Below are 20314 nucleotides of genomic sequence, written 5' to 3' on the forward strand. Positions count from 1 at the left end.
TACCGGACACCCGCGCGCCCCGCTCACCGGACACCCGCGCGCCCCGGTCCGACGACGCCCCGGTCCGACGACGCCGCGGGTCAGGCGGCCCGGGCGGCGACCCGGCCGGCGCGCACCGCCGCGACCAGCGCGGCGTGGTCCTTCTCGTTCCGGTCGGCGTAGACTTCCGCGAACTCGGCCAGCGCCCGGTCGAACACCTCCCCGCCGCCGAGGTAGGCGGCGATGGCGATACGGTCGCCGGAGCGCGCGTGGGCGCGGGCCAGGGTCGCGCCGCACATCTCCGCGAAGGCGCGCAGCCCGGCGGGCCGCATGATCTCGGGCTGGGCGATGCCCTTCCAGTCGCGCAACTGGCGTACGTAGAAGTCGCGCTGCCTGCCGTCGATGCCCTCCACCCGCTCCCAGCCCAGGAAGATGTCGCTGGTGGCCTGCATCAGCCGCTGGCCGCCGACCACCCGCTCGCCCTCGGTGCGGTGGCCGCCGGCGCCCGCGTACGGGGCGAGGACCGAGGGGCCGGCCTCCTTGGCCTGCAGCAGCAGCGGGTCGGTGTCGTCCTTGCCGAGCAGGAGGATCACCCAGCAGCGGGTGCCGACGCTGCCGACGCCGACCACCTTGCGGGCCATGTCGACCACCCGGTAATGCTCCAGCAGGAAGCGCCGGTCGGACTGCAGGGTGCGGCCGTAGCGTTCGACGAGCAGCCGGATCTCCCGCTCCAGCGCGGTCCGCTCGACGTCGGGCAGGAGGTCGCCGAGCGGTGTGATCAGCGGCGGGTCGGGGGTGATCCGGCGCTGCCCGTGCTCGACGCGAGTGAGTTTGCGGTACGCCTGCATGGTGTCGCGGGCGCGCGCCCCCGCGACCGCCCGCGCCCAGCGCCCGCGGCCCCTGGCGCTCACTCCCTGGCGCGGCAGCCGCTCGGTGATCCACTGCTCGTCGAAGTGGACGTACCAGACGGCGAGGTCGCCCATCCCGGCGAAGGCGCGCATCGCCTCCCGGTAGGAGCGCACACCGGCCCGTACGATCCCGGCGCGCTCCTTCGCGCCGAAACCGTTCGCGCGGGCGGCGATGACCAGGCTCGCGGCCAGGCGTTTGACGTCCCATTCCCAGGGGCCGGGGAGCGTTTCGTCGAAGTCGTTGATGTCGAACACCAGGCGGCGCTCGGGGGAGGCCAGCAGCCGGAAGTTCAGCAGGTGCGCGTCGCCGCACAACTGCGCGCGGAAACCGGTGGTGGGGGTGCCGGCCAGGTCCTGGGCCATGATGGCCGCGGCCCCGCGGTAGAAGCGGAACGGCGACTCGGTCATCCGTCCGTAGCGGATCGGCACCAGCTCCGGCACGCGCGTCGCCGACTGCTCCTCGATCACGTCGACGGGGTCGGGCCGCCCCGCGGCCGGCGTGAACTCGGCGTGGTGGGAGCGGGGTACGGTCCGGCGGGCCGCCCGCCCGGCCGCGGCCCGCTCGGCCGGGGAGCGCCCGGCCCAGGACAGGTCAGGCGGCATGGGTCCGCCGGAAGCCCGCCGTGCACACCGCCCAGATGACGAAGGCGTCGATGGCCACCAGCACCAGCGCCCAGAACGGGTAGTACGGAATCCACATGAAATTTGCGATCATCGAAAGACCCGCGACGAACACCGCGATGGCGCGGGCCCACGGACGGCCCCGGAAAAGGGCGAAACCCGCCAGGACGACGACAATTCCGAGAGCGAGGTGGAGCCATCCCCAACTGGTGGTGTTGAACGTGTAGGCGTAATGGTTCGTCACCACGAGAAGGTCGTCCTTGCGAATGGCGGCGATTCCCTCGAGTATCGCCATCGCGCCACCGAAGATCATCATGACGGCCGCGAACACGATCCAGCCGGACTGCCACATCCCGCCGCCACTGCCCCCTCCGCCGCCGGTGCCGTGCACGTTCTGCCGCCGCATTTCAGCCGTGGTCATGTCGGGCTCATCTCCTCACGGCGACGGTTCCGCGGCCGTCAGCCGGATGGTGTCGTCGTTCACAAGCCGTGCCTCCAGGCTGCCACGGGAAACCGGGACCGGCATGTCGGTGATTCGCGGGCGGAATTGAGGGCCCGCCGACCTGCCCACCCGTCACCGCAGGCGCGAATCCCCGAATTCACGGCCGGCGGCCGACATGCGGCGCACGCGTAATCGTGCTGAACTGACAGTGCCACGTATCGGCCGCATCGACGGGAGACGACGATGGGCGAATCCGTGTATCTGGCGTACGACTATCCGGTCCTCGGCGCGTTCTGGACCGCGATGTGGGTCTTCCTGTGGGTGCTGTGGATCTTCCTGCTCTTCCGGGTCGTGGTCGACATCTTCCGGGACGACTCGCTGAGCGGGTGGGCGAAGACCGGCTGGCTGCTCTTCTGCCTGATCCTGCCGTTCCTGGGCGTGCTGGTGTACGTGATCGCCCGCGGCACCGGGATGGGCGGCCGGGAGCAGCGGTCGGCGCAGGCGCAGCAGGAGGCGTTCGACGACTACATCCGCAGGACCGCGGGCACGGGCGGGGGCGCCGGGACCGGCGGCGACCACGTGGACCAGCTCGCCAGGCTCGGCGACATGCGGGCCAAGGGCGACATCTCGGAGGAGGAGTTCCAGCGCGCGAAGGAGAAGATCCTGCGCTGAGCGGGCGGGCGGGGCGGGCGCCCGCCGGCTGGGGGTGAGTCGGGCCACCCGCCGGCTGGGGGCGGGGCGAGGGACCCGTCCGGATCCCGGACGTGCGGGCCGTCGTCCCGTCTGTTGTATCTATGATGTGCGCATCATGGATGCCACTGTTGCCGCGCCGGGGCCGACGCCCCGGACGAACGCCGCCGTCAAGGCGCCGGCCGCCGCCGAGCGGGTCTACGCCCACGTCAAGAGCGGGGTGCTGGACCGCCGTTACGAGGGCGGCACGCTGCTGACCGAGGGCGACCTGGCCGTGGCCGTCGGGGTGTCGCGCACGCCCGTAAGGGAGGCGCTGCTGCGGCTGGAGGCCGAGGGGCTGCTCAAGCTGTACCCGAAGAAGGGCGCCTTGGTGCTGCCGGTGTCGGCTCAGGAGATCGCCGACGTGGTCGAGACGCGGCTGCTGGTCGAACAGCACGCCGTGGCCAAGGTGGTGGAGGCGGTTCCCGCCGGGCTCATCGAGCGGTTGGAGGAGTCGCTGGCCGAGCAGCGCAGGCACGCCGAGGCGGGGGACCTGGCCGCCTTCGCCGTCGCCGACCGCTGCTTCCACGCCACGATCGTGCGGGCCGCCGGCAACCGGATCCTCGCCCAGCTCTACGACCAGCTGCGCGACCGGCAGTTGCGGATGGGCGTGGCCACCATGCACGCCGAGCCCAGCCGGGTGGCCAAGAACGTCACCGAGCACACCGAGATCCTTCAGGCCCTGCGCGAGGGCGCCGCCGCTACCGCCGCGGACGTCGTGCGGCGGCACATCTCCTGGGTGAGGGTCCTCGCCAGGGGCGAGTCGTGACCGCCGGGCCGGTGCCGGGCGACCCGCCGGGCGGCCGGCGGGCGGTTCTCGTCTGGGGCGTCGGCACCCTCGTCTACCTCGTCGCCGTCGTCCACCGCACCAGCCTGGGCGTGGCCGGCATCGACGCGGCCGACCGCTTCCACATCGGCGCCTCGGCGCTGTCGAGCTTCTCCATCCTCCAGGTGCTCGTGTACGCGGGCATGCAGATACCCGTCGGCCTGATGGTCGACCGGCTCGGCACCAAGCGGGTGCTGATGCTGGGCGCGGTGCTGTTCACCTCCGGGCAGTCGGCGTTCGCGCTGTCGCACTCGTACGGCACGGCGCTCGCGGCGCGCGCGGTGCTCGGCTGCGGCGACGCGATGACGTTCGTGAGCGTGCTGCGGCTCGGCGCGCGCTGGTTCCCCGCCCGGCGCGGACCGCTCATCGCCCAGACGGCCGCGCTGTTCGGCGTCGCCGGCAACCTGGTGTCCACCGTCGCCCTGTCCCGGCTGCTGCACTCCGCCGGCTGGACGCCGACCTTCCTCGGCACCGCGCTGGTCGGCGCCCTCGTCCTCGTCCTTGTCGCCGCCTTCCTCAAGGACCACCCCAAGGGTTTCGAGCCCGCCCGCCTCCCGCCGCCGCCCGTGCCCGGGACGGCCGCGCGAGGCGCCGTGATCCCCGCCCGCCGGGCCGGGATCGCCTTCGTCCGCCGCCAGATCGCCGACTCCTGGCGCGAACCCGGCACCCGGCTGGGCATGTGGACGCACTTCACCACCCAGTTCTCGGCGATGGTGTTCCTGCTGCTGTGGGGACTGCCCTACCTCGTCGAGGACCAGGGGCTCTCCCGGGCCGCGGCCGGCGGCCTGCTCACGCTGGTCGTCGTGGCCAACATGGTGTTCGGCATGGTGTTCGGGCAGCTCATCGCCCGCCACCACGGGCTGCGGATGCCGCTGGTCCTCGGGGTGATCGGGGCGACCGCCGCCGTCTGGGCGGCCGTCCTGGCCTGGCCGGGCGCACACGACCCGCGTTGGCTGCTGATCGTGCTCTGCGTGGTGCTCGGCGCGTGCGGGCCCGGCTCGATGATCGGCTTCGACTTCGCCCGCCCGGCGAACCCGCCGGAACGGTTCGGCACCGCCTCCGGCATCGTCAACATCGGCGGGTTCACCGCCTCCATGGTCACCCTGCTCGCCGTCGGCGTCCTCCTCGACGCCACCGGTGACGACTACCGGGTCGCGTGGAGCAGCGTGTTCGTCCTCCAGGCGGTCGGCGTCAGCCAGATCCTGCGGCTGCGGCGCAGCGCGGAGCGGCTGGAACGGGAGCGGATCGCGGTGAGCCGGGTGGAGAGCGTGCACCGCACGGCGGCGCTGACGGACCAGTAGGGCGGACGGCCGGGGCGGACGAGGCCGGGCAGGCCCCGCTACACCGGCGTGAACTCCACCGGCAGCGCCGTCGGGCCGCGCAGCAGCAGGGAGGGGTCCCAGCCCACCTCGGCGTCCGGGACGGACAGGCGCAGGTCGGGGAGGCGGTCCAGGAGGACCTCGACCGCGGCCTTCGCGATGGTCTCGGCGATCTCCGGGGCGGGGGCCGGGCAGCGGTGCTCGCCGTGGCCGAAGGAGAGGTGGGCCTGGTTGCCGACGGCCCCGGGCGCGGGCGCGGCCGTGGCGCCCGGCGACAGGCCGGGCACCGGGTACGGGCAGACCGCGGGGTCGGTGTTGGCCGCCGCGGGCCCCAGGATCAGGCAGTCGCCGCGCCGGACGAGCCGGCCGCCGAGGTGGGTGTCACGGGTCGCCCAGCGCCCGACGACCAGATGCGTGGGCGGCTGGGTCCACAGCACCTCGGTGAGCGCCTGCCCGACGCTTCGCCGCCCGCCGTACAGCGTGACCGCGAAGCGGTCGTCGGTGAGCATCAGCCGCAAGGTGTTGCCGATCCACCGGGCGGTGCGCCGCTGACCGTCCGTCATCAAGGTGAGCAGGTCCTGGACGATCTCCTCGTCCGCGAGCGCCGCGGGGTGGGCCAGCAGCCGCGACGGCACGTCGGGGCCGGGCTCGCGCCTGCCGCGTTCGAGCAGCGTCTCCATGGTGTTGCGGGTACGGGCGTGCGCGGCCGAGGCGTCGGGTCCGCCGTCCGGCGCCGCCGCCAGGTCCCGCTCGAGTTCGTCCGTCTCGTCGTCCCGCAGCCCGAGCAGGCCGGCCATGACCCGCAGCGGCACCTGCTCCGCGTACTGCCGTACGAGTTCGGCCCGCCCGGCGCCCGCGAAGCGGTCGATCGCCGCGTCGGCCGCGCCCTCGGCGGCCAGCCGCAGCTCGAACTGGTCGGCCCCGGCGAGCACGTCGGCGATCGCCCCGGCCCGCCGCCCGTGCTCGGCGCCCTCGGTGAAGGACACACTCGCGCCGTGCGCCACGTACGGCAGCAGCGGCCAGCCGGCGGGGACGCGGTCCCAGGCATTCCAGCGCCGCGGATCGCGCCCGAACAGGCCGGGGTTGGCGGACACGTAGTGCACCTCGCGGTAGCCGAGCACGAGCCAGGCCGGGATGTCCGGGGCGAGCAGCACGGGCGCGACCGGGCCGTGCGCACGGCGCAGGGCCTCGTACAGCGCGGCCGGGTCGCCGTGGAAGGCGGTGGGGTCCAGGCGCTGCGCGGCGCCCTCCTCCGACGCCCGCCGCGGGACCGGCTGCTCCCGTTGCGGGGCCGCCGGCTCCCACGGCGTGCCGATCTGCGGCCTGGGCACGGGCTGGAGCGCGGGCCGGTCCGCTGCCGCGTCCGTGTCCGCCCCACCGCCGGCCCGGCCGCCCGCCCACTCCTCCTGCCCGGACGGCGGCCGCGGGTCCCAGCCGGCGCCCGGCTGCGGTCCGCCGGCCTCGTAGGCACCGCCGAACTCGCCGTACTCCCCGTACCCGGCCCGGCCCCCGTACTCCCCGTGCTCCCCGTACGCCGTCACCGCGGCCCCTCCCCCGGCTGCCCGGCGGCCGAGCGGGCCAGCAGGTGGCCGACCAGGGTGATCAGCACGTGCTTGGCGGACCGCCGGCTGCGCGCGTCGCAGTCGATCAGCGGGACGGAGGGCGGCAGCGCGAGGGCGTCGCGCAGTTCGTCCAGCGTGTGCTGGGGCGGGCCGAAGTTGTTGCGGGCCACGACGAACGGAAGCCCGAGGTGCTCCAGCCGGTCGATGGCGTACCAGGAGTCGGCGATCCGCCGGGTGTCGACCAGGACGACCGCGCCCAGGGTGCCGGAGAACAGCCGTTCCCACAGGAACCAGAACCGTTCCTGCCCCGGCGCCCCGAACACGTACAGCACTCGTTCCTCGTCCAGCGTGATCCGGCCGAAGTCGAAGGCCACGGTGGTACGGGACTTGGTGCTCACGCCCGCCGGGTCGTCGATGCCCAGGCCCGCGCGGGTCATGGTCTCCTCCGTGCTCAGCGGCCGGATCTCGCTGATCGAGCCGACCAGGGTGGTCTTGCCGGCCCCGAACCCGCCGACGACCGCGATCTTCAGGCCGTCGGACGCGGTGTCCCGCAGGTGCGGCCCGGCCGGACCCGCGCCGCCGCCCCCGTACGCGCCGCCGTGCGTACGGTACGCCCAGGGCGCGGCCCCGCCCCCGGGTCCGCCCAAGTAGGCGTCAGAGTCTCTGGAGCGCACGCAGCACCTTCCTCAGCATCTCCGGCGCGGGCAGCATGTCGCCGCCGGGGGCCGCCGACCGCGGGTGGCGGGCGCTGATCCGGCCGGCGGCCAGCAGATCGGCCAGCAGGATCTTCACCACGCCCACCGGCAGCCCGAGATGGGAGGAGAGCTCGACCACCGAGGTGGGGTGGTGCCAGCACAGCCGCAGGATCCGCGCGTGCTCCGACTGCATGCCGAGCGCCGGCTCGCTCTCGCCCACCACGATCGTCACCAGGTCGAACGTGGTGTCGTCGGTACGGCTTCGGCCACCGGTGACGGTGTAGAGCCGGTCCGGGTCCCCGCTGTCGACCGGCCCGCGGGTCATACCGGGAGCTTCCCGCGCGGGCCGAAGGGTCCGGCACCAGTACCGGCGCCGGTACCGGCACCCGTACCGGCACGGGTGCGAATGCGCGGGTCGGCCCGCAGGTGGTCGCCGATCTGCTCGATCAGCTCGCCCATGCCGCGGCCGATGACCGCCGCGTCCGCGTCCTCCTCGCCGATCACCGCCAGGTGCGCGCCCTCGCCCGCCTCGACGATGAACAGCACACCGCCGTGGAACTCCGTCATCGACTGCCGCACCCCGCCGCTGCCGTCGCCGAACTCCACCGACGCGCCGTGCGCGAGCGACTGGATGCCGGAGGCGATGGCCGCGAGCTGGTCGCCGCGGTCGGCCGACAGGCCCGGCGACAGGCACAGCTTCAGGCCGTCCCTGGACAGCACCAGGGCGTGCCGGGCACCCGGCGTGCGCTCCAGCAGCCGCTCCAGCAGCGACTCCAGGCCGCGGTCGGTGGTCGTCATCGGTCCCATGCCTCCCCGGCTGTCGGTCCCTCCCCGGTGGCCGTGAAGTCCGCCGGCGCGTGCTCCCCGGTACGTTCCCCGCTGTGCGCGTCGCCATCCCCGGCGCGTGCCTGCGCGCGGCCCGCCGCCGCCTCGCGGAAGGCGCTGAACCGCGCCCCGGCCGCCGCCCGGGCCCGGGCCGCGCGTTCCTCCTCCTCGGGCGACGGGTCGAGCCAGGCCGCGTCCGGGTCCGCCGACAGGTCGCCGCGGTGGGAGGCGGCCAGCGTCCGGCCGCGGGTCCGCTTTGGCAGCGGCGCGGTGGGACCGGCGGCCGGGGCGGGGTAGCCGTACGGCGCCGGGTCGTGGCGCTCCGGCACCGCGAAGTCGGACGCGAAGTCGGCGCCGAAGTCGGGTGCGGGAGGCGGCTGCACGAGGACCGCGCCCGACGGGTCCTCGGGCGCCTGGGTGACGATCTTCGGCGGGATGAGCACGACCACGCCCGTACCGCCGCGGGACGACGGCCGGAAGGACACCAGCAGGCCGTGCTTGCGGGCCAGGCAGCCCACCACGGCGAGGCCCAGCCGGGTGCCGGGCAGCGTCCGCAGGTCCAGGGGGTCGGCCGAGACGAGCTTCTCGGCGCGGGCGAGGGCGGCGTCGGGCATCACCAGCCCGGCGTCCTCGATGGTGACCACCACGCCGGAGTGGGTCTCCTGGACGTACACGTGCACGTCCTCGGTCGGCGGCGAGAAGTTGCAGGCGTTGTCCATGAGTTCGGCCAGCGCGTGCATCACGCCCTCGGCGGCGTGCCCGGCGACGGCGGCCGTGGACACCGAGTGCAGCCGCACCCGGTGGTAGGCGTTGATCCGGCCCATCGCGCCGCGCAGCACGCTCTCCATCACGATGGGCTTGGTCCAGCGGCGGCCGGTGCGGGCGCCGGTGAGCACCGCGATGCTGTCGGCCAGCCGCCCGGCCTGCGCGGTGCAGTGGTCCAGGTGCAGCAGGTCGCCGAGCACCTCCTCGCCGTGCCGCTGCTCCATCTCCCGCAGGTCGGCCAGCATCGCGGTGCTCAGCGCCTGCAGCCGGCTCGCGGCGTTCGCGCACGCGGTCGTTCCCGCCGCACGCATCCGCTCGCCGGCCCCGAGTTCGCGCACCACCACGTCCAGCAGCCGCTGGTGCGCCGGTCCCGAGGGCCGCGGCAGCCGCGACAGCACGGTGTCGGCGGAACCGCCCGCACGCAGCCGGTCGACCGCCAGGGGTACGGTCACCTCGGCCAGCCGCGCCGTCTCGCCCTCCAGCGCCGCGGCGCGGGCGGTCTCGGCCTTCAGCGCGGCCCGCAGCGACACCTCGGCCTCCACGGAGGTGCGCCGGCGCACCTCGGCCTCGCGCGCCACCCGCTGCGCCGCCTCCAGCTCGGCCGCCGCGCGCCGGACGGCCTCGGCGTGATCGGCGATCGTACGGGCCGCCTCGGCGTGCAACCACTCGGTGCGGTGGCGCATTTCGCGGCCCAGACGGCGGCGGGACAGGCCCAGCGCCAGGGCGACGCCGAGGAGCGCGGCGGCTATCCCGCCGGTGATCAGGACGACGGGCCGGTCCTCGGTGGACGTACGGGTGGCCGCCGTCCACGCGCACGCCGCGCCCGCCGCGACCGTGACGGCCAGCGGGAGGACGGCGGCTTTGCCGGCGGAGGTCTTCCGGTGCGGCGGCGGAAGGGGGGCGAACGCTAACGGCGAGTCTTGGGCTGACATCAATCGGTACCTCTGGCGGGAGGCCGGCAGCCGCCCGCTGTGCCGGGAGTCGTTGACGTGCGAGCTGTTGAGGCTGGCGTACGAAAGAGCCGTGCGTGGTGGATGCGCCTCACCCTACTCGCACAACCCCCTTGATCCGGCCGGAATCCAGGTCTTTCGTCATCCGACCGTCACCGGATCATCACAGCCCGTACAATACGCCCCTGTTCAGCGCCTTGATCGCCGGTCGGCGGAAGGTCGCGGCGATTTTTGTCGATTCGTCGGCCCGGTTGGCGGGTGGGGGCCGCCTCCCGGCTACCTGGCGACGGTGACGTGCGCCAGGATGGCCCGCGCCAGCTCGTCGTCGCCCTCGGTCTTGAGCCGGTCGTCGCCGACCGCCGCCGCCCTGACCCGCCCGGTCAGCAGCCGCAGGAACGTCTCCCAGTCCACGACGAAGGTCACCGCGGGGCCGAGCGAGACCGCCGAGTCGATGGTGCCGCGGCCCTCGGCGTCGACCCGGACCGTCCGCATGAACTCCAGCGGGCCGTGGACGTCGAAGACCACGGCGGACCCGGGTGCGGCCTTCGCGTCGTCGGCGACCAGCCCGGGCAGGAGCCGCAGCAGGTAGTCGCGGGCCAGTACGGCGCCGGGGGAGGCCAGGTTGCCGGGCTTGTCCAGCGCCCGGCGCAGGTCCTGCTCGTGCACCCAGACGTCGAAGACCCGGCTCCACAACTGATCTTCCAGGGTGATCTCGCCGCCGCCGATGGCCCGGACCACGGCGTCGGGCTGCCGCGACTCGTTCCGCAACTGCCGGGAGCGGCGGATGATCGTGTATTCCAGCTCCGAGGTCATCTCGGGCGCTGTGTGGTGCCTGCGGATGTCGACAGGCACCTCGGTGTAGCGGGCCTTCTCGTCGACGATGTGGCGCAGGTCGCTGGGAAGGGTGTGGATCGGCCGCGGGTCGCCGAGCAGTTCGCACTCGAAGCCGATGATGTGGGAGACGACGTCGCGGACCGACCAGAAGGGGCACTCCGTCGGCCGGTTCCACTCCCCTTCCGTCAGTGGCGCGACCATTTCGTTGATGGACTCTATGGAGTGGGTCCAGGCGTCGATGTACGGCTGGAGCTTGCTGTGGACGGTCACGGGACCCCTCGACGGATCGGTGCGCGGTCGGGTGGTGGCGCCTAAGTTAGTGTGCGCGCGGGCGCCCATGCACTGCTTTCGAGTGACGATGGTAGGCCCGACATGACGAACCGACGTATGGACGGTGCCCCGGTGCGCGCAACGCTGTTGCAGATCGACGTAGACCCGGCGGAATCGGTCACCGCGCGACGGGAGCGGGCCGCCGCGCTCGTACGGGCACAGACCGGCGCCGACCTCGTCGTCCTGCCCGAACTGTGGCCGGTGGGCGCCTTCGCGGCCGGCTCCTTCGCGGCCGAGGCCGAACGGGTCGAGGACGGGCCCACGTACAAGGCGATGTCCGCGGCCGCGCGCGACGCGGGGGTGTGGCTGCACGCCGGGTCCGTCGTGGAGCGTGACCCTGACGGCCCGCTGTTCAACACCTCGCTGGTCTTCACCCCCGACGGCGAACTGCACACCGCCTACCGCAAGATCCACCGCTTCGGGTTCCACGAGGGCGAGGCCGCGCTCATGGCGGCGGGCCGCGACGTCGTGACGGCCCGCCACCCGCTCTCCGCACTCGGCCTGGCGACCTGTTACGACCTGCGCTTCCCCGAGCTGTTCCGGCTCCTGGTCGACGCGGGCGCCCAGACGCTGGTGATCCCGGCCGGCTGGCCGGCCAGGCGCCTGGCCCACTGGCGGCTGCTGGTGCGGGCGCGCGCGGTGGAGTGCCAGGCCTACGTGCTCGCCTGCGGCACCGCGGGCACGCACGCGGGCGTCGAGCAGGCGGGCCACTCCATGGTGGTCGACCCCTGGGGCGAGGTGCTGGGCGAGGCCGGGCCGGGCGAGGAGGTCCTCGCCGTCGAGTTCGACCCCGCGCGTGTGGCCGCCACCCGGGCGGAGTTCCCGGTGCTGCGCGACCGGGTGCTGGGGCTGCCGACGCCGTGAGCCGCGCACCCCGCGGGCCCGCGGGACCGTGACGGCCCGAAGGCCGCGAAGGCCGGTTCCGGGGCTCGCGGGCCCCGGAACCGGCCTCAGCGGACCGCGCGGGAATTACAGGATCACGTTGTACGTGTTCCAGCCCGACCCGATCCGGGTACGGGCCGCGAACGGCGCCGACGCACTACCCGTGCCCCGGTACAGCCACAGCACACCGCCACCATCGCGGGCCACCATGTCCGCACGCCCGTCACCGGTCACATCACCCGCGCCCACGAGAGCCCCGTACGTGTTCCAGCCCGACCCGATCCGGGTACGGGCCGCGAACGGCGCCGACGCACTACCCGTGCCCCGGTACAGCCACAGCACACCGCCACCATCGCGGGCCACCATGTCCGCACGCCCGTCACCGGTCACATCACCCACGCCCACCAGGACCCCGTACGTGTTCCAGCCCGACCCGATCCGGGTACGGGCCGCGAACGGCGCCGACGCACTACCCGTGCCCCGGTACAGCCACAGCACACCGCCACCGTCCCGGGCCACCATGTCCGCACGCCCGTCACCCGTCACATCACCCACGCCCACCAGGACGCCGTAGCCGCCCCAGCCGGAGCCGACCTTGACCCGGGCCTTCAGCGGGGGCGTGGGCGTGCCGGTGCCCTGGTAGTACCAGAGCACGCCGGAGGAGTCCCGGGCCACCAGCGCGCCGCTCCCGTCGGACCGCTGGCCGGACAGCGCGGCCAGCGCCGTGTAGCCCTGCCAGCCGGAACCGACCTTCTGCCGCCCGGAGTACGGCGCCGCGGCCTTGCCGGTGCCCATGTACTGCCACAGGACGCCGCTGGTGTCCCGGGCGAACAGGCCCGAGTACGCGGGCGCCGCGCCGGTCACCTGGACGGTCCCCGACGAGGCGAGCGCCGCGCCCACCCCGTCGGCCGGCGCCGCGGTGAGCTTCCAGGCGTACGTCCCGTTCGCGACGAGCTTCCCGGCGCCGGACAGGGCGTCCCAGGAGACCCGCACCGAGCCGCGCGCCTCGCCGCCGGTCCAGGTGCGCGCGGTGACGCCGGTCGCCTGGTCGACGAGCGACAGCGACCAGGACGCGGCCGGTTTGGACAGCCACCACCGCGCGTCCCAGCGGGCGGCCCCGCCCTGGGCCGCGAACACCGCCGGCACCAGCCGGTCCGGGGTGGTCAGCGGCGAGGCGACGGTGTCGTCGTCCAGGGCCTTGGCGACGTGCACGGTGTCGTCCGCGTCCACGTAGACGATCTTGTTCGAGTGCGGGTCGACCGCCCAGGTGACGCCGCGGGTGTCGCCGGCCGGCGGGGTCTTCAGACCCGTGAACGTCTTGGCGACCCACTCGGCATCGTTGTCGACCTCGCTGACCCGCACCGCCTTGGCCACCGAGTCGTAGGCCGCCACGAAGTGGTCGCCGAGCAGGACGTCGCCCACGGGCGCGCCGTAGTCGCGGCCGGTGGTGACGTCCCGCACGCCCGCCTTGTGCTGGCCGGCGCAGCTCCAGTACAGGAGCCGGCCGTTGCTGCGCAGGTCGTCCGGAGCGCAGCCGGAACCGAGGGAGACCGTCCGCACGATCGCGCCGGTCCGGAGGCTGGTGGCGACAACGGTGCCGGCGGTCGCCGGCGACGGCGTCCACATCGTCGACCAGTCCAGGGCCGACGCCTGCGCGTCCTGCGCGCGGACGACCCTGTTCTGCGCGATGTCCACCACGTACTGCCGCCCGGTGCCGTCGCCGGCCTCGTACAGCACGTACTGCGGCGAGACGTCGAGGATGCGGCCGCCGGCGGAGGGCAGCGGGACGCCGTCCGTGTCGTCGGCGGTGACCAGGGCGTCGTCGCCGGTCGCCGGGTCGGTGACCAGCCGGGCCGGGCCCTCGTCGGTACCGTCCGCGAAGCGGCCGGTACCCGGTACGTCCTCGGCGGTCAGGTCGGCGCCGGCCACCGGCGCCAGGCCGGTGCCGACGTCCTTGCCGTGCACGCTGAGGGCGCCGTTCAGGGAGTTCACGAAACGGGCGGTGCCGCGGTCCAGGCCCACCGCCTTGACCGAACCCTGGTAGACGATCGGCGGCAGACCGTGCCTCGGCAGGGCCTGGACCAGGCCGTCACCGCCCAGGAAGACGTCGTAGAGCGCGCGCGAGCCGTCGGCCGCCTTGCCTATCAGCGCCAGCGAGCCGTCGGTCTGCTGCAGGCCCTGCTCGGCATCGGGCAGCACCTGGCGGGCGGTCTCCGCGCCCGACAGCGGGTACAGCCGCAGCGGGCCGTGCGCGCCCTCGTACCACAGCACGTTGTCGCCGACCGTGAAGGCGCTGACGGCGCTCGTGCCCGACTGCGTCGTGACCGGGACGATCCGCGGGGTGGCCGCCAGGTTGCCGCTCGGCAGCACGCGCACGCCGGCCGTGCCCTGCCGGGAGAACCAGGTCACCCAACTGCTCGTCATCGAGAAGCCGCTCGCCTCCCCGGTGACGGGCAGCGGCTGCAGGGTGCCGGCGATCGCGTCGACCACGCCGTACGCGGCCTGGCCGCTGCGCTGGTAGCGCACGATGAACTTCAGGTCGTCGGCGGCGACGATCACCGGCGCGGCCTCGGCGCTCGCCCCGGCCGGCAGCGCCACGGCCGTGTCCTGCACGGTGTCCCCGCCGCTCTTCCTGAGCAGGTGGTACTCGTACGTGCCGTCGCCCAGCGGCTTCGCGGCCAGCACCGCCCCGCCGCTCACCTGCGGGTGCAGGTAGCCGCTCGGCACGGTGAGCGTGATCCGGGTGCCGTCGCTCGTCCAGTACCAGACGATCTGTGTGGCGCCGGTGCCGTCGGTGGTGGCGTACGCGACGCGGTTGTACGGGTCGCTGCCGCGGAAGATCGCGTCGGCGGGCACGCCGTCCAGGGCCGCGACGTGCGTCGCGGAGCTGTTCGCGTTCGAGATCCACTGGTATCCGGTGGTGCCCTGCTCCTGCTCCAGGAAGCCCTGCGGCCCGGCGGCGAGAAGAGTCGCCGGCAGGTCGACGACGGCGTCCGGAGCGGGCATCAGAACCTCGTCCGAGCCGGCCGCCAGCGCCGTACCCGGAAAAGAGACAGCCGCGCCCAGACCGAGTGCGAGCGCGGATGTGATCGTGACGGTGGCAATTGCCGCACGCGTCAGTGTGTGACGCTTCAAGCGGGCCCTCCCCTGAATTACGGCGATGCGCCGAAGCGACGAGATCCTCGAACCGCCCCGGCCACGCCCCCCGAAGAAACGGTCCAAGGTACCAGTCGCCCCGGCGAAGTCGACGCAGTTCAGGGCCCGGTCGCCGGCACCGCCGCCGACCGGACCGCCACTCGTGACACCGCCCGTACCGCCCGCACCGCCCGCACCCCGCGCACCGTCCGCTGCGCCCGCGCCGCCGAACGGCTCCGGATCCCGAGGCCGGGGGCGCGGCCGGTCAGTCCCCGTGCTCCTCCTCGTGCTCCTTCTCCACCAGGCGGTCGACGCAGACCGCGATCGCGATCAGGAGGGCCGCGTCGGCGTCGGGGCGCTCGACGTCGATGGCGTACGCGTCGTGGAGGCTGAACCAGCGGCGCGAGATGCGCGCCAGGCGGTCGCCTTCGTACTCGATGTCGTACTCCTTGCCGATGAGGTCGCCGCGGACCTCCAGCTCCTCGCCGGACGCCAGCTCGGCGCGGTACACCTCCCGCAGCAGGGCGAGCCGCTTCTTCTTCACGGTGACCAGGACCTGCCCGTCGCGCTCCACGGTCATCGCGTCGCGCAGGCTGAGCAGCTTCTTGTGGATCACCGCGACCACGGCGCCGCCGGGGTCCTGGAGCTCCAGCGTGTCGCGCAGCCGCAGCACCTTGCCGTCCACGTAGAACGCACGGTCGCCGTGCTCGTCCTCGATCCAGTAGTCGTCGCCGATGGCGAACATCTTCTCCCGCACCACGAATTTCATGGGGGAATGTGTACCCCACCGATGGGGTTGGATGGCTGCATGAGCACACGTGCACGCGTCCGGGCCCCCGAACTGGTCGGCAAGGGCGGCTGGCTGAACACCGGCGGCAAGCAGCCCACCCTCGCCGACCTGCGCGGGTCCATCGTGATCCTGGACTTCTGGACGTTCTGCTGTGTGAACTGCCTGCACGTCCTGGACGAGCTGCGGGAGCTGGAGGAGCGGCACCGGGACACGGTCGTGATCGTGGGCGTGCACTCCCCGAAGTTCGCGCACGAGGCGGAGCACCGGTCCGTGGCGGACGCCGTCGAGCGGTACGAGGTGCACCACCCGGTGCTGGACGACCCGGAGCTGGCCACCTGGAAGCAGTACGCGGTCCGGGCGTGGCCGACGCTGGTGGTGATCGACCCGGAGGGGTACGTGGTCGCCCAGCACGCGGGCGAGGGCCACGCGCACGCGCTGGAGACGCTGGTGACCCGGCTGGAGGAGGAGCACGCCGCGAAGGGCACGCTGCGCCGCGGCGACGGGGTGTACGTGCCGCCGGAGCCCGTCCCGACCGACCTGCGCTTCCCGGGCAAGGCGCTGCTGCTGCCCGGCTCGGGCCACTACCTGGTGTCCGACTCGACCCGGCACGCGCTGGTGGAGCTGGCCGCCGACGGGGAGAGCGTGGTCCGGCGGATCGGCACGGGCGAGCGCGGCCTCACCGACGGCGACGCGGCCGGCGCCCGGTTCAGCGAGCCGCAGGGCCTGGCGCTGCTTCCGGACGGTTCCGTGGTCGTCGCCGACACCGTCAACCACGTGCTGCGCCGGCTGGAGCCGGACAGCGGGCGGGTGACGACGGTGGCGGGCACCGGCAGGCAGTGGATGCAGGGCTCGCCCACCTCGGGCGCCGCGCTGGAGGTTCCGCTGTCCTCGCCGTGGGACGTGGCCTGGTTCGAGGACCGGGTGTGGATCGCGATGGCGGGCGTGCACCAGCTGTGGACGTACGACCCGGCCACCGGTCGGGTCGCGGTCGCCGCCGGGACCACCAACGAGGGCCTGGTCGACGGGCCCGCGGCCGAGGCCTGGTTCGCCCAGCCGTCGGGGCTGGCCGCGGCCGGCGAGCGGCTCTGGATCGCCGACTCGGAGACCTCGGCGCTGCGCTGGGCCGAGCGGTCGACGGGCGGCGGTCGAGGCGGGAACACCGAGGGCGCGGGGAGCACCGAGGGGGCGGAGGACACCGAAGACACCGGGGAGTACGTGATCCGTACGGCGGTGGGCACCGGGCTGTTCGACTTCGGGCACCGGGACGGCCCGGCGGGGCAGGCCCTGTTCCAGCACCCGCTCGGCGTCACCGCGCTGCCCGACGGCTCCGTGGCGGTGAGCGACACGTACAACAACGCGCTGCGGCGGTACGACCCCGTCTCCGGCGAGGTCACCACGCTGGCCACCGATCTGCGCGAGCCGTCGGCGGCGGTCGTGGCCGACGGCGACATCGTGGTCGTGGAGTCCGCGCGGCACCGGCTGACCCGGCTGCGTCTGCCGGAGGCCGCGATCCGGGTCCCGGCGGTGGCGCACCGTACGCAGCGGGCGGCGACCGCGGTCGCGCCGGGAGCGTTCCGGCTCGACGTGGTGTTCAGCGCCCCGGCCGGCCAGAAGCTCGACGAGCGCTACGGGCCCTCGACCCGGCTGCTGGTCAGCGCGACCCCGCCGGAACTCCTGTCCTCCGGCGCGGGCCGGGGTACGGAGCTGTCCCGCGAGCTGGTCCTCGACCCTTCGGTCACCGAGGGCGTCCTGCACGTGTCGGCGATGGCCGCCTCGTGCGACGACGACCCGGCCAACCCGTATCCCGCCTGCCATGTGCACCAGCAGGACTGGGGCGTGCCCGTGCGCCTGACCGGCGACGGCGACTCCCGCCTCGCGCTGGTCCTCGCGGGCATGGACAGCTGATCCGGTTCCGGCAGGTCACGTCCGGGCGTGCCCCGTGTTCGGGCACGCCCGGGTGCGCGGCCACCGGCCGGCGGCGGCCTCAGTACCGCCCACCCGGGTGGTAGCGGTCCTCCGCGTAGTACCGCTCCTCCACGACCGGCGGGACGTCGCCGTCCGCGGTCGGTGGGATCCTGCGCCGCTTGAATATGCTCACGTACGCGGCCATTCCGATGACGCCGACGGCCATCAGGATCAGCCCGAGCAGATCCATGTTGACGCCCTTGGCATGCCAGTTGGTGGCGAAGGTGATGATCGCGCCGATCGCGATCAGGATGATGCAGCCTCCGATGCCCACAACGCCCGCCTCCCCAATTCCAGTTGACGGTTCCGTTGGTCTCGGCTGTCGCCTACCCCCGGACTTGACCGGCATTCAGCCTCTTCGCACGGGGGCAGCGGCCGGTCTCCCCGGCGGTCGGCGCGGCCGCCGTGCGGCGGGGCCGGGGGCGGGGCCGGATGTGTGCCGCGGATTCCTGCTGGATGGGCGGGTGGCCAGGTCTTACGGTGTGGGCATGGACGACAGCCCGCAGGCCGCCGCCGCTCCGGCGGAGGCCGTCACCGAATCCGCGGTCCGCGCCGCGAGCGACGTACGCAGCGTGGTCAGCCGGCTGCGCCGGCGGATGAGGGAGCTGGCCGGGATCGAGGACCTCACGCCCTCGCAGACGGCCGTCATGACCCGGCTGGACAGGGGCGGCGCGGCCACCACCAGCGAACTGGCGGCGGCCGAGCGGGTGCGGCCGCAGTCGATGGCCGCGACGCTGGCCGCGCTGGAGGAGCGGGGCATCATCCGGCGCGACCCCGACCCGCACGACGGCCGCAAGCAGGTGGTCAGCCTGAGCGCCGAGGGTCGGGAGCGGCTGATGGGCGACCGCCGCACCCGCCAGGAGTGGCTGGCCCGCGCCTTGGACGGCCACTGCACGGAGGCCGAGCGGCGGACGGTGATCGAGGCGATGGCCGTCCTGGACCGGGTCATCCAGGTCTGAGGCCCGGCCGGGAGAGCACTGGGAAAGTCCCGGGGGTACGGGGAGCCGCCCGGTCCCGCGGGCGGGCGCCCGTACCCCCCGTGGGGGATCCTCAGCGGCCGTACGGCGAGTCGGCCGGGATCGTGCCCAGGCGGCCGGCCTGGAAGTCGTCGAAGGCCTGGGCCAGTTCGGCGTGGGTGTTCATGACGAACGGGCCGTACTGCATCATCGGCTCGCGGATCGGCTGCCCGCCGAGCAGGACCACCTCGAAGTTGGCGCTGCGCGAGTCCTGGGTCGCGTCGGCGCGGATCGTCAGGGACTGGCCGGTGCCGAAGACGACCGCCTGCCCCATCCGGAAGGGGCGCTGCTCGGGGCCGGCGGAACCGGACCCGGCCAGGCCGTAGGCCAGGGCGTTGAAGTCGGGGCGCCAGGGCAGGGTGACCTGGGCGCCGGCGGTCAGCGACACGTGGATCATGGTGATCGGGGTGTGGGTGGCGCCGGGGCCGCTGTGCCCGTCGAGGTCGCCGGCGATGAGGCGGATCAGGGCGCCGCCGTCCGCCGAGGTGAGCAGCTTCAGGCCGCCGGCCCGGATGTCCTGGTACTTCGGCGCGATCATCTTGTCGCGCTTGGGGAGGTTCACCCACAGCTGGAGGCCGTGGAACAGCCCACCGCTGAGCACGAGCTCCTCCGGCGGGGTCTCGATGTGCAGCAGGCCGGACCCGGCCGTCATCCACTGGGTGTCGCCGTTGGTGATGGTGCCGCCGCCACCGTGGGAGTCCTGGTGGATGAAGGTGCCGTCCATGATGTACGTGACGGTCTCGAAGCCGCGGTGCGGGTGCCAGGGGGTGCCCTTGGGCTCGCCGGCCGCGTAGTCCACCTCGCCCATCTGGTCCATCATGATGAACGGGTCGAGGTACTTGTAGTCGATGCCCGCGAAGGCGCGGCGGACGGGGAAGCCCTCGCCCTCCAGGCCGCTCGGGGCGGTGCTCACGGCCAGCGCGGGCCGCGGCCGGGCGTCGGCGGGCGCGGTCACCTTCGGCAGGGCCAGCGGGTTCTCTACGGTCACGGCAGGCATGGGGGGCTCCTTCGGCTTGCGCTGCGTCCAATGTAGTTGAACGCTGAACATCTCGCAAGGCGTAATTGTTCCGCCACGCGGACGGCCCTGCCAAAAAGTCCCGAAGATCCCGAAAAGCCGCGAAAGAGGACCGGGCGGCCTACCCGTACATCCGGCGCATCGTGAAGTCCACCATCTGCTCGACCGCCTTGGCGTCGAAGACCATCCGGTGCCGGCCCTCGATGTCGAGGACGAAGCCGTAGCCGGTGGGCAGCAGGTCGAGCACCTCGGCGCCGGTGATCACGAAGTACTTGGACTCCTTGCCGGCGTACCGGCGCAGCTCCTTCAGCGAGGAGAACATCGGGATGACCGGCTGCTGGGTGTCGTGCAGCGCGAGGAAGCCGGGGTTCTCGCCGCGCGGGCAGTACACCTTGGAGGTGGCGAAGATCGCCTGGAAGTCCTCGGCGGACATCGAGCCGGTGGTGAAGGCGCGCACGGCGTCGGCCAGCGACGGCGGCGACGGTTCCGGATAGGCGGCGGGCGGGTCGGGGTAGCCCCCGCCCATGGGTGCGCCGCCCATCGGGGCGCCGCCTGGGGGCGGGCCGCCGGGTCCCGGGTTCACACTCTGCTCGTAGCCGTACACACGCCCAAGCGTAGCCAAGCCCGGGAGAGGAAAGGGTCACATCGGGCCGGAGGGGGTTGCTTCTTATTACTGGCCGGTAGCATCATTTTGGTTGACCACGCGATCCGCACACCGGAACCGCC

Annotated in this window: 19 protein-coding genes; 6 read left to right on the plus strand and 13 right to left on the minus strand. The window is 73.6% G+C overall.

The window, feature by feature from the left end:
• Positions 1-80 precede the first annotated feature (80 nt).
• Entirely contained in the window at positions 81-1490 is a 1410-nt protein-coding gene (locus K7G61_RS28005) for a DUF2252 domain-containing protein (RefSeq protein WP_225849790.1), read from the minus strand.
• The gene (locus tag K7G61_RS28010; RefSeq protein ID WP_225849829.1) at positions 1480-1860 is read right to left on the minus strand and encodes a hypothetical protein; all 381 of its coding nucleotides are present in this window, start codon (positions 1858-1860) and stop codon (positions 1480-1482) included. Before K7G61_RS28010 ends, K7G61_RS28005 begins: the two co-directional genes overlap by 11 nt.
• Before the next feature lie 333 nt (positions 1861-2193).
• On the opposite strand from K7G61_RS28010, the gene K7G61_RS28015 reads away from it, so the two are divergent.
• From K7G61_RS28015 to K7G61_RS28025, 3 genes are all read left to right on the plus strand, one after another.
• A complete protein-coding gene (locus K7G61_RS28015) occupies positions 2194-2622 on the plus strand; it encodes an SHOCT domain-containing protein (RefSeq protein ID WP_225849791.1) in 429 nt (142 codons plus the stop codon).
• A 136-nt stretch (positions 2623-2758) separates the two neighbouring features.
• The gene (locus tag K7G61_RS28020) at positions 2759-3448 is read left to right on the plus strand and encodes a GntR family transcriptional regulator (protein WP_225849792.1); all 690 of its coding nucleotides are present in this window, start codon (positions 2759-2761) and stop codon (positions 3446-3448) included.
• A complete protein-coding gene (locus K7G61_RS28025) occupies positions 3445-4806 on the plus strand; it encodes a nitrate/nitrite transporter (protein ID WP_225849793.1) in 1362 nt (453 codons plus the stop codon). Before K7G61_RS28020 ends, K7G61_RS28025 begins: the two co-directional genes overlap by 4 nt.
• Positions 4807-4844: 38 nt before the next feature.
• Here K7G61_RS28025 and K7G61_RS28030 read toward each other — a convergent pair whose 3' ends face one another.
• The 6 genes from K7G61_RS28030 to K7G61_RS28055 form a co-directional block, all read right to left on the minus strand.
• Positions 4845-6365, minus strand: coding sequence for a cytochrome P450 (locus K7G61_RS28030; RefSeq protein ID WP_225849794.1), 1521 nt, complete (start codon positions 6363-6365; stop codon positions 4845-4847).
• Complete coding sequence (locus tag K7G61_RS28035; RefSeq protein ID WP_225849830.1) at positions 6362-6940, minus strand: ATP/GTP-binding protein; 579 nt, start codon at positions 6938-6940, stop codon at positions 6362-6364. Before K7G61_RS28035 ends, K7G61_RS28030 begins: the two co-directional genes overlap by 4 nt.
• A 100-nt stretch (positions 6941-7040) precedes the next feature.
• A complete protein-coding gene (locus tag K7G61_RS28040; protein WP_225849795.1) occupies positions 7041-7406 on the minus strand; it encodes a DUF742 domain-containing protein in 366 nt (121 codons plus the stop codon).
• Entirely contained in the window at positions 7403-7879 is a 477-nt protein-coding gene (locus K7G61_RS28045; protein WP_225849796.1) for a roadblock/LC7 domain-containing protein, read from the minus strand. The genes K7G61_RS28040 and K7G61_RS28045 overlap by 4 nt, the downstream gene beginning before the upstream one ends.
• Positions 7876-9603, minus strand: a complete 1728-nt coding sequence (locus tag K7G61_RS28050; protein ID WP_225849797.1) for a sensor histidine kinase KdpD — start codon at positions 9601-9603, stop codon at positions 7876-7878. The genes K7G61_RS28045 and K7G61_RS28050 overlap by 4 nt, the downstream gene beginning before the upstream one ends.
• Positions 9604-9897: 294 nt before the next feature.
• Positions 9898-10725, minus strand: a complete 828-nt coding sequence (locus tag K7G61_RS28055) for a maleylpyruvate isomerase family mycothiol-dependent enzyme (RefSeq protein WP_225849798.1) — start codon at positions 10723-10725, stop codon at positions 9898-9900.
• Positions 10726-10857: 132 nt separating this feature from the next.
• On the opposite strand from K7G61_RS28055, the gene K7G61_RS28060 reads away from it, so the two are divergent.
• Complete coding sequence (locus tag K7G61_RS28060) at positions 10858-11649, plus strand: carbon-nitrogen family hydrolase (RefSeq protein WP_225849831.1); 792 nt, start codon at positions 10858-10860, stop codon at positions 11647-11649.
• Positions 11650-11754: 105 nt separating this feature from the next.
• Here the strand turns inward: K7G61_RS28060 and K7G61_RS28065 are convergent, their stop codons facing one another.
• Both K7G61_RS28065 and K7G61_RS28070 read right to left on the minus strand, forming a co-directional pair.
• Positions 11755-14673: a VCBS repeat-containing protein gene (locus tag K7G61_RS28065; protein ID WP_225849799.1), complete on the minus strand. Its 2919-nt coding sequence runs from the start codon at positions 14671-14673 to the stop codon at positions 11755-11757.
• Between the two features lie 394 nt (positions 14674-15067).
• Positions 15068-15571: an LURP-one-related/scramblase family protein gene (locus K7G61_RS28070; protein WP_225849800.1), complete on the minus strand. Its 504-nt coding sequence runs from the start codon at positions 15569-15571 to the stop codon at positions 15068-15070.
• A 39-nt stretch (positions 15572-15610) separates the two neighbouring features.
• Here K7G61_RS28070 and K7G61_RS28075 point away from each other — a divergent pair, with 39 nt between their 5' ends.
• The gene (locus tag K7G61_RS28075) at positions 15611-17497 is read left to right on the plus strand and encodes an NHL domain-containing thioredoxin family protein (protein WP_225849801.1); all 1887 of its coding nucleotides are present in this window, start codon (positions 15611-15613) and stop codon (positions 17495-17497) included.
• A gap of 79 nt (positions 17498-17576) precedes the next feature.
• On the opposite strand, the gene K7G61_RS28080 is transcribed toward K7G61_RS28075, so the two are convergent.
• Positions 17577-17831, minus strand: a complete 255-nt coding sequence (locus tag K7G61_RS28080; RefSeq protein WP_225849802.1) for a hypothetical protein — start codon at positions 17829-17831, stop codon at positions 17577-17579.
• A 214-nt stretch (positions 17832-18045) separates the two neighbouring features.
• On the opposite strand from K7G61_RS28080, the gene K7G61_RS28085 reads away from it, so the two are divergent.
• Positions 18046-18516, plus strand: coding sequence for a MarR family winged helix-turn-helix transcriptional regulator (locus tag K7G61_RS28085; RefSeq protein WP_225849803.1), 471 nt, complete (start codon positions 18046-18048; stop codon positions 18514-18516).
• Between the two features lie 91 nt (positions 18517-18607).
• Here the strand turns inward: K7G61_RS28085 and K7G61_RS28090 are convergent, their stop codons facing one another.
• Positions 18608-19570, minus strand: coding sequence for a pirin family protein (locus K7G61_RS28090; RefSeq protein WP_225849804.1), 963 nt, complete (start codon positions 19568-19570; stop codon positions 18608-18610).
• A 139-nt stretch (positions 19571-19709) separates the two neighbouring features.
• Positions 19710-20192 (minus strand): SseB family protein, encoded by a 483-nt coding sequence (locus K7G61_RS28095; RefSeq protein WP_374204265.1) that lies wholly within the window; start codon positions 20190-20192, stop codon positions 19710-19712.
• Positions 20193-20314 lie beyond the last annotated feature (122 nt).

It is taken from the genome of Streptomyces sp. HPF1205, from assembly GCF_020400825.1.
Classification (GTDB): domain Bacteria; phylum Actinomycetota; class Actinomycetes; order Streptomycetales; family Streptomycetaceae; genus Actinacidiphila.